This window comes from Ruegeria sp. HKCCD7181, from assembly GCF_057221055.1.
Genome location: NZ_JBWVBC010000002.1, coordinates 76,683 through 90,431, shown reverse-complemented (window position 1 = coordinate 90,431; position 13,749 = coordinate 76,683). Strand labels below are relative to the sequence as shown.

The following is a 13,749-nucleotide window of genomic DNA, read 5'->3' as shown; positions in this document are numbered from 1 at the left end:
GGCGCCACCTTGGTTGAGGTGGCGCTTTTTTCTTTGTATCTGCTAGTTTAGCGCATCCTATTTAGCGTGGCATCAAGGTGACCTTCACATGGCCGAACTCTTTGATCAGGCAGTTTTTCTAAAGTTTTTTGCCGCTCTGCTGGCGATCTTTAATCCGCTTTACGGTATCCCGATTTTTCTGAGCATGACCGAAGGGTATTCCACCGCGGAACGGCGCCGTGTTGCCTTGGTCGTGACGGGAACGGTGGTGGTGGTTGCGCTGATCTCGGTCATGATCGGTGAGGAAATACTGGCGTTCTTTGGGATTGATATTCCGTCATTTCGTATTGCCGGCGGGTTGATCATTCTGGGTGTTGGCATGGCTATGCTGAATGCCTCGGACCGACCAGAGGGAGATCAGCAAGCGATTCAGGAAGGGCAAGCCAAGAAAAGCAACATTGCGGTTGTACCGCTTGCTATTCCGCTGACGATTGGACCGGGCACAATCGCAACAACAATTGTTTTTGCGCATACCCTGTCTGATGGGGCCGAGATCGTGACCCTTGGGTCAGCAGTTTTGATTGCCTGTGCAATTGTCGGGCTGGGATTGCTCTTTGCCGATGCGATCTCGCGAACGGTCGGAACAACGATGATCAATGTGATCACCCGTGTGATGGCCATCATTCTGGTCGCTGTAGCGGTGGAAATGGTTCTGACCGGGATCTTCCATGCCATCGATACGCATTATCCGGGACTGTCTGCAGCAATTGGTAATTGAGGCATACAACTGCGATCATCCGTCCTGTCCAAGAAGGGTTGTCCAATGATCGCAAGCAGGGTATCTCGCGCGCAACGGAATGGACCCCGGTCATCGGGTCTGCAGGTGGAGTTGCGAAAATGAAAGCACGGGTGCATGTGATGCTCAAGAACGGGGTTCTGGACCCGCAGGGCGAGGCCGTTCGTCACGCGTTAGGCGCCATGGGCTTCGATCAGGTGGAAGGCGTGCGCCAAGGCAAGGTCATCGATCTGGAACTGGCCGAAGGTTCGACCGAGGCGGACGTGACCGCAATGTGTGAAAAGCTGTTGGCCAACACGGTCATCGAACGCTTCGAGATCGAACTGATCTGAGTTTCCCACCAAGGAGGGTCCGCCATGCGCGCTGCCGTCATCGTTTTCCCCGGGTCCAACTGCGACCGCGATCTTGCTGTGGCCTTCGAACAGGCCGGGTTCTCGGTCGACATGGTCTGGCACAAGGACGCTGCATTGCCCGAGGGTGTGGATATTGTCGGCGTGCCCGGAGGGTTTTCGTACGGTGATTACCTGCGATGCGGGGCAATTGCAGCGCAATCCCCGATCTGCAAGGCGGTGGCCCAGCATACGGAACGCGGTGGCTACGCCGTTGGTATCTGCAACGGATTTCAGGTGCTCACCGAAACCGGCATTTTGCCGGGTGCGCTTCTGCGCAATGCCGGTTTGAAGTACATCTGCCGGACGGTCGGCCTAAAGGTTGAAACCAGCGACTGCGCCTTTACCGAAGGTTACAATGCTGGCGATGTGATCGACATTCCCATCGCTCACCACGACGGTAACTATTTCGCCGACGACGAAACTTTGGCCAAGCTGAAGGGTGAGGACCGGATCGCCTTTACTTACGCCGAGAATCCCAACGGTTCGCGCAACGATATTGCAGGCATTCTGTCGCACAACCGGCGCGTGTTGGGAATGATGCCACATCCCGAACGGGCGGCGGATTCGGGCCACGGAGGCACCGATGGAACGGCGCTCTTCCGCGCATTGGCGGGTGTGCTAGCGCCAGTGTGACTTGAGGTCATTGGCCCGGGCGCGTAGCGTCTTGGAATGAGTTCAGAAGTGCAACCAGACAACCCCGGGTTTTTTGGGCGGCTCCGTGTGGCGCCGCTGGGTTGGCGGTTGCGTCTGGCCATCATCATGTTGTTGATGGCCACGGTGACGACGGTCTGGATCACAAACAGCCTTTTGACCAGTCGATTTACGGAATCAACACGCAACCGTGCCGAGGTACGGCTGGCTCTGTATTCCGGCAACTTGCTGAGCGAACTGCGCCGAAACTCCATTGTGCCACAACTGCTGGCGCGCGACCCGACGCTGATTTCAGCCTTGCAATCCAGCGACTTCTCGCTTTCAACCCAGCGCCTGATTTCCTTTGTCGAAGAGATTGGTGCCGCCTCATTGGTATTGTTGGACCGCGACGGCCGCACGGTGGCGGCAACGGACCGCAACCGTCTGGGTGAGGCACACCGGAGTAGCCCGTATTTCATTGATGCAATCCGATCGAATGCGACCATCTTTTCTGTCATTCCTCGGGAGTCTGGCGGGTACAGTTTTGTTTACTCTCGCCGCATCGAGGGTGGCTCGGAATTTCTGGGCGTTATCGTAGTTGAGGTTGATCTCCAGAAATTCGAACGCGCCTGGGCCGGGATTTCAGATGCCGTGTTGGTAACCGACAGCACGGGCAATATCATTCTGTCGACCGAACCTCAGTGGCGCGGCGTGGACGAGGATGCCGCGATGCTGCGACAGCCGCCACAAGGCGCCATTCAACGCGCAATCCGGGCAACGACGGATTGGACGGCGTTGCCTCCCGATGCCTACCTTCAGGGCGAGGCGGTGATGCGTATGGAGACGCGCATTCCGTTCCGGGGATGGCAGATGACGTCGTTCACGACCTATTCCTCGATTCGGGAAAAGGTGAACAGCGTACTTGCACTCGAGATCATGGGATTTGCGATTCTTCTGGCGTTGGCTTTCTATGCGCTCAGCCGCCGCGCCACGTCGCGGATGACTTTGTTCCAGCGCGAGTCGGCGGAGCTTCGCGCATTAAACACTAGGTTGCAGCGGGAAATTGCTGAACGCGAACGGGTTGAAAAGACACTGGAAGTGGCTGAACAAACCCTGGCCCAAAGCTCGAAACTGGCAGCGTTGGGTGAAATGTCGGCCGCGGTCAGCCACGAGTTGAACCAACCATTGGCGGCGATGAAAACGTATCTGGCCGGTGCACGCCTTTTGCTGCGCCGCGACCGCGCCGAAGAGGCGTTGGCCAGCTTTGGCCGCATTGACGGGCTGATCGAACGAATGGGCGCGATAACACGACAGCTCAAGTCTTATGCGCGCAAGGGTGCGGACGCGTTTTCCCCAGTAAATCTTGGCGAAGCGCTGGCATCATCCTTATCGATGATGGAGCCGCAATTGCGGCAGAGACATGTAAAAATCACTCAAATTCTGCCAGAGACCCCTGTTGTCGTGATGGGGGACAGGATGCGGATCGAACAAGTGATGGTTAACCTCTTGCGTAATGCGCTGGATGCCACCAAATCGGTACCAGAGCCGGATGTGGAGATCATTCTGGCAGCGGGCGACTCGGCGGTTTTGACCGTGCGTGACAACGGGCACGGTCTTGAAGACATCGAGAACCTGTTCGAACCGTTCTATACAACCAAGCAGCCGGGCGATGGTGTTGGCCTGGGGCTTGCTATCTCGTCCGGGATCGTGAACGACCACGGTGGACGTCTGACTGCGCGCAACGGTCAACACGGCGGCGCGGTGTTCGAGATGCAACTGCCGATACTGGGAAGCGACGGCCTTGAGGCCGCTGAATAACAAAGGAATTACTATGGCACAGGCCATGAAAATCGCCATTGTGGATGACGAACAGGACATGCGCCAGTCGATCAGCCAATGGCTGGCATTGTCGGGTTATGACACTGAAACCTTCGCCAGCGCGGAAGATGCGCTCAAGGTTCTGGGGCCCGAATATCCGGGGATCGTGATTTCGGACATCAAGATGCCGGGGATGGATGGTATCCAATTGCTGAAAAAGCTGATGGGCGCTGACAGCACGCTGCCAGTCATCATGATCACCGGCCACGGCGACGTACCAATGGCCGTCGAGGCGATGCGTGTTGGTGCTTTTGATTTTCTCGAAAAACCATTCAATCCCGACCGAATGTCCGAACTGGCCAAGCGGGCCAGTAATGTGCGCCGACTGACACTGGATAACCGCGCTCTGCGGCGCGAACTTTCCGGCGGCACTCAGATCATGAACAAATTGATCGGCGCCAGCCCGGTCATGGAACGGCTGCGCGAAGACATTCTGGATCTGGGTCAGGCCGATGGTCATGTACTGATCGATGGTGAGACGGGCACGGGCAAGACCCTGGTTGCACATGCGCTGCACGCAGTGGGCAGCCGGGCAGGCAAGAAATTCGTACTGGTATCCTGCGCTGCGCTGGAAGAGGACGCGCTGTCCAAGCGGTTGTTTGGCCCAATGATGCCAGAGGACACACAGCTGCCTGCTATCGAGGAAGCGCGCGGTGGGACTCTGGTTTTGGAAGATGTCGAGGCACTCAGCGATACGTTGCAGGCTCGTCTTCTGAGTGTCATGAACGAACAGGGCACACCTGCCGAAACCCGGATCGTTGCAATTTCGAACCTGCAGGAAGCGGGCAAGACCAGCGAAGACGTTCTGCGGCCGGATCTGTTTTATCGCCTGGCAGCGCTGCGCATCACCATGCCGCCACTCCGGCAGCGCGGTGAGGATATTCTGACGCTGTTCACCCGCTTGAGCGAGCAGTTCGCAGAGGAGTATGGCTGCGATGCGCCTCAGGTCAGTGCGCAGGAGGCCGCGCAGCTGTTGCAAGCCCCATGGCCGGGAAACGTGCGCCAGTTAATCAACATCGCCGAACGTGCCGTTCTGCAATCGCGCCGCGGGTCCGGCACCATCGCCTCGTTGCTGATGTCGGATCACGAAGAAATGCAGCCGGTCATGACCACCGAGGGCAAGCCGCTCAAGGAATATGTCGAAGCATTCGAGCGGATGCTGATCGACAACACGATGCGACGTCATAAGGGCTCGATTGCGTCGGTGATGGATGAGCTTTGCCTGCCGCGCCGGACGTTGAACGAGAAAATGGCCAAATACGGGTTGCAGCGGTCGGATTACCTTTAAAGGCGGGAAGGGGCGCGGCCCCTTCTGTTGGCCGACAATCAACGCTTATTGGTTCTTTTTGAGCCAAATTGAGAGGTGCTGAGCGGCGCCAACGAACTGCGATGCAGTTTGCCCATTGTCTTTTCCACAGGACTGCTTTTATTGTGTCCTAACGGGCCGGGCAAAATTGCGCCTGCAAGTCCCGTTCTTTTGAGTTTCGCTGTCACGCTGCTGCTGAGGATCAATCCCACGAGGCATGGCAGACCGATTGTGCCCCACACTCGGGGCAACAGAGTACCTGAGCCCGGAAAACCGGGCGAAAGGAAATAATGGGCAGGCGGCGGCACGATCCGCGCCTGTCGGAGAAGAACCGCGATGACGCGCGCGCAACGATTGAGAGACCGGGCAGGGGGCCACAGCGCCGATCCCTGCCGCGCGCCGTCTGATATCGCCCTGACAAGACACCACCCCAAAAGCGCCCGTCCGCCAGGACGGCTACGGACAACGCGTTTGGCGCGGTGCACCAAGGACACATGGCTAAGAAAATGCTTATCGATGCCACCCACGCGGAGGAAACCCGCGTTGTGGTGGTCGACGGAAACAAGGTTGAGGAGTTTGACTTTGAATCCGAAAATAAACGCCAACTAGCTGGCAATATCTATCTGGCAAAAGTGACGCGGGTAGAGCCGTCGTTGCAGGCAGCGTTCGTAGATTACGGCGGGAACCGGCACGGTTTCTTGGCGTTTTCCGAGATTCACCCGGACTATTACCAAATCCCGGTTGCGGACCGCGAAGCCCTTATGGAGGAAGAGCGCGCCTATGCCGAGGCAATGAAGGCACGGGACGACGCAGAAGATTCCAAGCCGAAAAAGCGCCGTTCCCGCTCGCGGAGCAAGGCCGAGGATGTGAAATCCGATGATCCGGTTGAAACTTTGGATGTTTCGACTGAACCAAGCGGTATGGAAACCATCGACCTGGATGAGGCCGATGAGGCCGATGCGCCGGTGCCGGAAGGCACGTCGCCCATGGAAATGGTCGCCGACACGCCGGTGGAAGAACCGGCCGATGAAGCGGCAGAGCAACCGGAAGATCAGGAGGCAGACACGACAGTCGCCGCCTCAAATGAGCAGGGTGAAGCGGACGCAACTGCGACCGAAGAAGCCAACATTGAAGCTACTGCTGAAACAGATGTCGAGGCGCCTAAGGATGAATCTGGCGATGACGCTGGAGAAGCCGAAGCGAGCCCTTCCGATGCTGATCCGGAAACGGACGGGTCTGAAGAGAACGACGATGCGGACGTAAAAGGCAAGACCTCGGATGCTGCATCCAAGGACGACACAATCGAATCCGTCGCCGACGAGGATGACAGTGAGGACATCCGTCCCCCGCGCAAACCGCGTCCACGCCGTTACAAGATTCAGGAAGTCATCAAGGTTCGGCAGGTTCTGCTGGTGCAGGTGGTCAAGGAAGAGCGCGGCAACAAGGGTGCTGCGCTGACCACGTACCTGTCGCTTGCTGGTCGCTATTGCGTCTTGATGCCCAACACCGCTCGCGGAGGCGGTATCAGCCGCAAAATCACCAACGCTGCCGACCGTAAGAAGCTGAAGGAAATCGCGTCTGAGATTGATGTGCCCACGGGGGCGGGCTTGATTGTTCGTACAGCTGGCGCCAAACGCACCAAATCCGAGATCAAACGCGACTATGAGTATCTGCAGCGCTTGTGGGAGCAAATTCGCGCCCTGACCCTGCAGTCTATTGCGCCTGCGAAAATCTACGAAGAAGGCGATCTGACTAAGCGCTCTATCCGCGATCTCTACAACCGCGACATTGACGAGGTTCTGGTCGAAGGCGAGGGCGGATACCGCATCGCGAAAGACTTCATGAAGATGATCATGCCGTCCCACGCCAAGAACGTGAAGCGGTACGAGGATGCACTGCCACTGTTTGCGCGCTATCAGGTGGAAAGCTATCTGGCCGGGATGTTCAATCCGACCGTTCAGCTGAAATCCGGTGGCTACATTGTGATCGGCGTGACCGAAGCGTTGGTCGCAATCGACGTGAACTCGGGTCGGGCAACCAAGGAAGGCTCGATCGAGGAAACCGCGCTGAAAACCAACCTCGAGGCGGCGGAGGAGGTGGCGCGGCAGCTGCGTCTGCGCGACCTGGCAGGCCTGATCGTCATTGATTTCATCGATATGGACGAGCGCAAGAACAACGCCGCCGTCGAAAAGCGCATGAAAGAGCGGCTGAAAACCGACCGCGCACGCATTCAGGTAGGCCGCATCTCAGGTTTTGGCCTGATGGAGATGAGTCGTCAGCGTCTGCGCCCCGGAATGATCGAGGCGACGACCCAACCGTGCCCGGCCTGTCATGGAACCGGTCTGATCCGGTCGGACGACAACATGGCGCTTTCGATACTTCGTCAGATCGAAGAAGAAGGCACCCGTCGCCGCTCGCGCGAGGTGTTGGTGCGATGCCCCGTCGGCATTGCCAACTTCCTGATGAACCAAAAGCGCGAACACATCGCCCAGATCGAGTCGCGTTATGGACTGTCCGTTCGGATCGAAGGGGATGTGCATCTGGTCAGCCCAGATTTCTCGATGGAGAAATTCAAAACGGCCAGCCGGATCGTACCCGAGGCAACAGCGCCCGTTGTGTCTGTGGATGCGTCCCTGATGGATCTGGTGGATTCCTCGGATGAGGACAAGAGCGAGGACGAGGAAGAAACCGTTCAGGCGGAAGAGGAAACCAAACCCAAACGCAAACGCCGCCGCCGTCGCCGTAAAAAGACTTCTGGCAACGCCGATTCATCCGAGACCAATGATGACGAGAACGACGCTGCAGAAGCAAGCGACGCCTCCGAGTCGCCTGTCGCAGAGGATGAGGTGAAGGAGGCCGCGAGCGAAGAGGGTGCAGAGGGCACCGAAAAGGTTGAGGAACCGGAAAAGCCTAAGAAACGTCGTGCCCCGCGTCGGCGTAAAAAGGCTGCTGATGACACGGTCGAGGCCGATGTACCGGCCGTAGACGCCCAGGCCACCGAAACGGCCACAGAGGCTGAGGTACCTGCGCAGGAAGCCGCTGTTGAGACGCCCGAGGTTGAACCCGTTCAGCAAAGCGACGAGCCGGCAGCAGAAGAAACGGTGGCCGCTGAAGTGACTGAAGAGGTGCAAGATGACGCGCCGTCCTCAGAAGAAGAAACGGTCGTGACTGAGGTGATCGACGCGGTGCAGGAAATACCGGTTGAAGCTGAGGTGGAAGCAGAAGCGTCAGAGCCGGAAGTCGCCGAAGACGTTCAACCTACTGAGCCCGAGGACGAGGCACCAGTGATCGAACCTGCCGAGGCGATTCTGGAAACTGTTTCGGAGGAACCTGAACCGGCCCCGGCCAAGCCCAAACGGCGTGGTTGGTGGTCAATCGGTCAATAATCCAAAAGGCGGGCTCTCGGGTCCGCCTTTTTAAGGGCGGATTGCCGTATCACGATGATTTTCGGATGACATAGACCTGATGGCTCTCGACCGTTTCTTGTGCAATCAGGGTATGACCTGCCTCAGCGCAGAAATGTGGAACGTCGATAATTGCCGCGGGATCATCGGCTAAAACTCGCAGGATTGCACCTGCAGGCATGGATTTGAGCCTTTTGCGGGCTTTCAGGACGGGTAAAGGGCACAGCAGGCCCAACGCGTCCAGCGTTTCGGTCTCTTTGGTCATGTGAAACGGGATATGTCCAACTTGCGATGCTGTCCAGCGGGCAACCACGAGGATGTGACCGAATGGCCCCGTGACGCGGCGCGACGGATAACATATGTGCTGAAGCATGTTCGGAATAGACATCATCGACGCAGGGCTTCTGCCCGCCATGTTCATCGCCATGCTGGGCGGGCTGATCAGTTTTCTGTCGCCCTGCGTGTTGCCCATCGTGCCACCCTACCTGGCCTATATGAGCGGCGTTACGATTAACGAGATGCAGGATCAGGCTCAGGCCCGGCGCAAGGCGACATTAGCGGCACTGTTCTTCGTCATGGGGCTGTCAACGGTGTTTCTGCTTCTGGGGTTCACGGCTTCGGCGTTCGGGGCATTTGTACTTCAGAATCAAGTGTTGTTTGCAAAGCTGTCTGGTGCAGTGGTGATCGTGTTCGGCCTGCATTTCCTGAATGTGTTTCGAATCCCGCTGTTGGACCGCGAAGCGAGGGTTGAAACCGGTGATTCCGGCGGCTCGGTTTTTGGTGCCTACATCCTTGGTCTGGCCTTCGCCTTTGGATGGACACCCTGCATCGGTCCGCAACTGGGCGCGATACTTTCCTTGGCCGCGTCCGAGGCATCGGTAGCGCGCGGTACCCTATTGCTAGGTGTTTATGCGGCAGGCCTCGGTATTCCGTTCCTGCTGGCTGCGATGTTCCTGAATCGCTCGATGGCGGTAATGAATCGGATTAAGCCTCATATGGGAACAATCGAAAAGGTTATGGGTGGCTTGCTGTTGTTTGTGGGGATCATGCTGATCACCGGCCTGTTCACCGAGTTCAGCTGGTGGCTGCTTGAAACATTCCCGGCGCTGGCAACTCTGGGTTAACTCTTTGAGTTTTTAGGGGGAATTCATCGTCGACTAGGTCTTACCCTAGTCGCCGCGCTACGCTAATCTGCGCGGCAATGGTTATGGGCATGAGCAGTAAAACTCCGCAAAAAGTGGTGCGCCGCCGCCGGGTTTTCTACATCCCCGGCTATGATCCGATTCATCCCCGCCGCTACCGTGAACTGTACCGGAAAGAAGGTCGTTCACAGGCTGATATCTCAGGTTATGAACTCGCAGTGTCCGCCAAATCGGGGGATGGGCCTTATGGCTGGCACGTCACGTCAGTTCAGGATGGGGTGACGGTGCAAACGGATGTCGAAGTTCTGGTCTGGTCAGATATCGTCCGCGACAGCATGGCCAGTTCGATTCCGGCGACCTATTTGCAACTTTCCCGTACGGCATGGATCTATTTTTCTACAGGTGCCCTGTGGCGATTAATGCAGTTGCGAAAGGGGCCTGTGATCGCTGCGTTATACCCCGTGGGTATGCTCTTGCTGCAACTGGTCGCCGCCCTTTTGGTGGCATGGATCGTGACAGAGGGTCTTGAACCGCTGATAGGGGTATTGGCGTATATACCAGCGGCACTTTCCGCATACGTCCTGATGCGCTGGTTCCGCCAGATCGACAACCGGTTGTTCGCCTATTACCTGATGCATGACTATGCGCATTCCGCGCGTCTTCGGGGCGAGATCGCACCGGACTTGCAGTCGCGGTTGGACCAATTCACGACTTTGGTCGAACAGGCCCTGGAGGCGGATGTTGATGAGGTGCTGGTAGTTGGCCACAGCTCAGGCGCGCATCTGGGTGTTTCTGTATTGGCTGACCTGATGCGGCGCCGAAATGGGGTCGGACCGACCCTTTCGTTTCTGACTCTGGGACAGGTGGTTCCCATGGTATCGTTCCTGCCCAATGCGCACCAGCTGCGGTCGGATTTGCTGTTTTTGTCCACTTGCTCGAACGTCTCCTGGGTGGATGTGTCGGCGCCCGGCGACGGATGCGCTTTTGCGCTGTGCGATCCCGTTGCGGTCAGCGGCGTCGCGAGCCAGGAAAAACTCTGGCCACTGGTGCTATCCGCCGCGTTTACAAAAACACTGTCGGCCGAGCGTTGGCGGGCATTGCGCTGGCGGTTTTTCCGATTGCATTTCCAGTATCTTTGCGCGTTCGACAAGCCCGGAGACTACGACTATTTCCGCATCACTGCGGGACCTCAAACCTTGTCACAACGCTACGAAAACCGCGCGCCGTCGGCCTCGAGGATCGAGCGCGCAGTTTCGAAATACACATCGGTGCAAGTATGAAACCACCCAAACCCCACGCCCGGCCGGACAAGGTTTCGCTATTGCAGTACCTGAAACTGTTCCGTCAGGACCTGTTGTCGGCGCAACCGCAGCGCTTGTACCGCGCCTGGATGGCGGAGTTTCGGACGCCGTTCTTTCGTTCTTATATGGTCAACCAACCGGACCTGATTGATTCAGTTCTCAAGCAACGGCCAGATGATTTTCCAAAGTCCGGTCGGATCAGCGAAGGGCTGCGCCCGCTGTTGGGTAATTCTGTGTTTCTGACAAATGGCGAGACTTGGAAACGCCAGCGCAGGATCATCGACCCGGCATTCGAGGGGGGGCGGTTGAAGGCCACGTTTCCTGCGATGCTGGCTGCGGCTCAGGCCTGTGTAGGCCGGCTGCAAGCGCGGGTCGGCACAAATATAGAATGCGAAGAAATCACCAGCCACGCGGCTGCAGACGTGATCTTTCGAACGCTTTTCTCGGTTCCGATCGAGAACGAAATTGCGTCCGAGGTATTTGAAAAGTTCCGGTCCTACCAAAGGGAACAACCGTTGCTGAACTTGGCGGCATTTATTCCGGTTCCACGCTGGATTCCCAGGTTCCATTCACGCCAGACACGCAGGAACGCACGCGATATCCGGGCACTGATTGCGCATCTTACGTCTGAACGGGCTAGCCAAATTGCCGCCGGCTGTGCGCCTGATGATCTGGCAACCAAGATCATGACGACACCGGACCCGGAAACCGGGCGCTGTTTCGAAACCGACGAAATGGTAGATCAGGTCGCCATTTTCTTTCTCGCCGGGCATGAAACCAGTGCTTCCGCATTGGCGTGGGCGTTGTATCTTTTAGCACTTTACCCTGAATGGCAGGACCGGGTCGCGGATGAGGCAAAAGTACTGGACGAGGACGACCCAGAATATTCCGTTGTGTCCAAACTCCGCCACAGCCGGTATGTGTTCCGCGAGGCGCTGCGGCTTTACCCTCCGGTCCCGATGATGGTCCGCGAGGCTGCCTGCCCGGAGAATTTCCGAGACCGGGAAATCGCCGAAGGATCGCAGATCGTTCTCAGCCCATGGCATCTGCACCGGCATGAGCGGCTTTGGGACAAGCCCGACGAGTTCGATCCGACCCGCTGGAACACCGAAAATGGCAAGGCGTGCCAGCGAAAGGCTTATATTCCGTTCTCCGCAGGACCGCGCGTGTGCACGGGTGCGGGTTTCGCAATGGTAGAAGGCCCGTTGATCCTGTCCATGCTGCTTCGCACTTACCGATTGGAAACAATTGAGGGGGAAACGCCTGTTCCGGTCGCGCATCTGACGGTGCGATCCAAAGATGGCATCCGGTTGCGTCTGGTTCAGCGCTAACAAACTACCATTGTCCAACCCCTTCATGTATGCGGTTGAAAAAAGCGGAATCAATATTGAACGGGAAAGAGTTATGTCCAAGGCAGAACAGCGCACGCAGATGTCCGAAGGTGCAGGATTCATAGCAGCACTGGATCAGAGTGGCGGTTCAACCCCTAAGGCTCTGGCGCTATACGGCGTTGAGAGCACAGATTACAGCTCGGACGAAGAGATGTTCGGCGAAATCCAGAAAATGCGCGCCCGGATCATTCTGGCGGATGACTTCACCAAGGACAAAGTAATCGGCGCCATCCTGTTCGAACGAACGTTGGGTGAGAAGATCGACGGCCGTCTGGTCGCGGATTATCTTTGGTCGGTCAAAGGGGTCGTGCCGTTTCTGAAGATCGACAAGGGTCTTGAAGACACGGCGAACGGTGTCCAGATGATGAAGCCGATCCCGGGTCTGGCTGAAACTCTTGCCAAAGCGGAAGGGGTGTTCGGCACCAAGGAACGCTCGGTTATCCACGAAGCAAATGCCGAAGGCATTGCTGCCGTCGTTGCACAACAGTTTGACGTTGCCCGTGAAGTCACTGATGCAGGTATGGTTCCGATCGTCGAGCCCGAGGTGAACATTCACTCGGAGTCCAAAGCCGCAGCCGAGGATATCCTGAAGGTCGAAATCCTGAAAAACCTCGATCAGTTGGGCGAGGGGCAGGAGGTCATGCTGAAGCTGACCATTCCAAGCCAGGCGAACCTTTACGACGCTCTGGCCGACCATCCCCGCGTGCTGCGCGTTGTTGCACTGTCGGGCGGGTATTCGACCGCCGAGGCCTGCGACCTGCTGAACCAGAACGGTAAGATGATTGCGTCCTTCTCGCGTGCATTGACCGAAGGATTGTCGAAGCAGCAATCAGATGCGGAATTCAATTCTGCTTTGGGCGGCAATATCGAAAAGATCTACCGCGCTTCGATTTGATTACTATTCAGGCTTTTTGAACGAGCGGCGCAACTGCGCCGCTTTTTCACGGCCAATACAGCCCTCAGCATGATCATTCACCAGCCCCATGGCTTGCATGAACGCGAATACTGTTGTTGGGCCAACAAATTTCCATCCGCGTTTTTTGAGGTCTTTTGACATCGCCACCGACTCGGGTGACGTCGATGCTGTTTGCGGAGCCGAATGGGACTTGGGCTCATAACTCCACGCATAGGCAGCCAAAGAACCCTCTGCCGCGATCAACTCTTGTACGCGTCGTGCATTGTTGATCACCGCTTCAATCTTGCCACGATGGCGGATGATGCCTTTGTTCTGCAGAAGCCGGTCAATGTCTGTTTCGGAAAAGTCAGCCACCTTATTGAAGTCAAACTCACAAAAGGCGCGACGAAAATTTTCACGTTTGCTGAGGATGGTGCGCCAGCTCAGACCAGACTGAAAACTCTCCAAGCACAGCTTTTCGAACAAACGCTGATCATTGGCTACCGGATAGCCCCATTCATTATCGTGATAGTCGAAAAACTCGGGTGCCGCTTGGCACCATGCGCAACGCGGTTGACCGTCAGGGCCCGGAATGGTCTTGCTCATAATGTACGCCTTTTGTTCCGGGGTACCTT

General features: G+C 57.1%; 12 protein-coding genes. 10 read left to right on the top strand and 2 right to left on the bottom strand.

What is annotated here, in order from left to right:
* Positions 1 to 88: 88 nt before the first annotated feature.
* From AC2TCY_RS03890 to AC2TCY_RS03865, 6 genes are all read left to right on the top strand, one after another.
* Positions 89 to 757, top strand: coding sequence for a MarC family protein (locus AC2TCY_RS03890; protein ID WP_480845625.1), 669 nt, complete (start codon positions 89 to 91; stop codon positions 755 to 757).
* 119 nt (positions 758 to 876) lie between these two features.
* On the top strand, positions 877 to 1,107 hold the full coding sequence (gene purS, locus AC2TCY_RS03885) for a phosphoribosylformylglycinamidine synthase subunit PurS (protein WP_480846357.1): 231 nt from the start codon (positions 877 to 879) through the stop codon (positions 1,105 to 1,107).
* A 24-nt stretch (positions 1,108 to 1,131) separates the two neighbouring features.
* Positions 1,132 to 1,800: a phosphoribosylformylglycinamidine synthase subunit PurQ gene (gene purQ, locus AC2TCY_RS03880; RefSeq protein WP_480845624.1), complete on the top strand. Its 669-nt coding sequence runs from the start codon at positions 1,132 to 1,134 to the stop codon at positions 1,798 to 1,800.
* A 126-nt stretch (positions 1,801 to 1,926) separates the two neighbouring features.
* Positions 1,927 to 3,615 carry a sensor histidine kinase gene (locus AC2TCY_RS03875; RefSeq protein ID WP_480846356.1) on the top strand — a complete coding sequence of 563 codons (1,689 nt, stop codon included), beginning with the start codon at positions 1,927 to 1,929 and terminating at the stop codon, positions 3,613 to 3,615.
* 13 nt (positions 3,616 to 3,628) lie between these two features.
* Positions 3,629 to 4,963, top strand: coding sequence for a sigma-54-dependent transcriptional regulator (locus tag AC2TCY_RS03870; RefSeq protein ID WP_480845623.1), 1,335 nt, complete (start codon positions 3,629 to 3,631; stop codon positions 4,961 to 4,963).
* Positions 4,964 to 5,475: 512 nt separating this feature from the next.
* Positions 5,476 to 8,367 (top strand): Rne/Rng family ribonuclease, encoded by a 2,892-nt coding sequence (locus tag AC2TCY_RS03865; RefSeq protein ID WP_480845622.1) that lies wholly within the window; start codon positions 5,476 to 5,478, stop codon positions 8,365 to 8,367.
* Between the two features lie 49 nt (positions 8,368 to 8,416).
* On the opposite strand, the gene AC2TCY_RS03860 is transcribed toward AC2TCY_RS03865, so the two are convergent.
* The gene (locus AC2TCY_RS03860; RefSeq protein WP_480846355.1) at positions 8,417 to 8,650 is read right to left on the bottom strand and encodes a sulfurtransferase TusA family protein; all 234 of its coding nucleotides are present in this window, start codon (positions 8,648 to 8,650) and stop codon (positions 8,417 to 8,419) included.
* A 106-nt stretch (positions 8,651 to 8,756) separates the two neighbouring features.
* Between AC2TCY_RS03860 and AC2TCY_RS03855 the strand changes: the two genes are divergently transcribed.
* The 4 genes from AC2TCY_RS03855 to AC2TCY_RS03840 all read left to right on the top strand — a co-directional run bounded on the left by AC2TCY_RS03855 (position 8,757) and on the right by AC2TCY_RS03840 (position 13,114).
* Positions 8,757 to 9,509 carry a cytochrome c biogenesis CcdA family protein gene (locus tag AC2TCY_RS03855; protein ID WP_480845621.1) on the top strand — a complete coding sequence of 251 codons (753 nt, stop codon included), beginning with the start codon at positions 8,757 to 8,759 and terminating at the stop codon, positions 9,507 to 9,509.
* 89 nt (positions 9,510 to 9,598) lie between these two features.
* Complete coding sequence (locus AC2TCY_RS03850; RefSeq protein WP_480845619.1) at positions 9,599 to 10,807, top strand: hypothetical protein; 1,209 nt, start codon at positions 9,599 to 9,601, stop codon at positions 10,805 to 10,807.
* Complete coding sequence (locus AC2TCY_RS03845) at positions 10,804 to 12,159, top strand: cytochrome P450 (RefSeq protein ID WP_480845618.1); 1,356 nt, start codon at positions 10,804 to 10,806, stop codon at positions 12,157 to 12,159. The genes AC2TCY_RS03850 and AC2TCY_RS03845 overlap by 4 nt, the downstream gene beginning before the upstream one ends.
* A gap of 73 nt (positions 12,160 to 12,232) precedes the next feature.
* On the top strand, positions 12,233 to 13,114 hold the full coding sequence (locus AC2TCY_RS03840) for a fructose bisphosphate aldolase (RefSeq protein WP_480845616.1): 882 nt from the start codon (positions 12,233 to 12,235) through the stop codon (positions 13,112 to 13,114).
* Positions 13,115 to 13,117: 3 nt separating this feature from the next.
* On the opposite strand, the gene AC2TCY_RS03835 is transcribed toward AC2TCY_RS03840, so the two are convergent.
* Complete coding sequence (locus AC2TCY_RS03835) at positions 13,118 to 13,720, bottom strand: DNA-3-methyladenine glycosylase I (RefSeq protein ID WP_480845614.1); 603 nt, start codon at positions 13,718 to 13,720, stop codon at positions 13,118 to 13,120.
* Positions 13,721 to 13,749 lie beyond the last annotated feature (29 nt).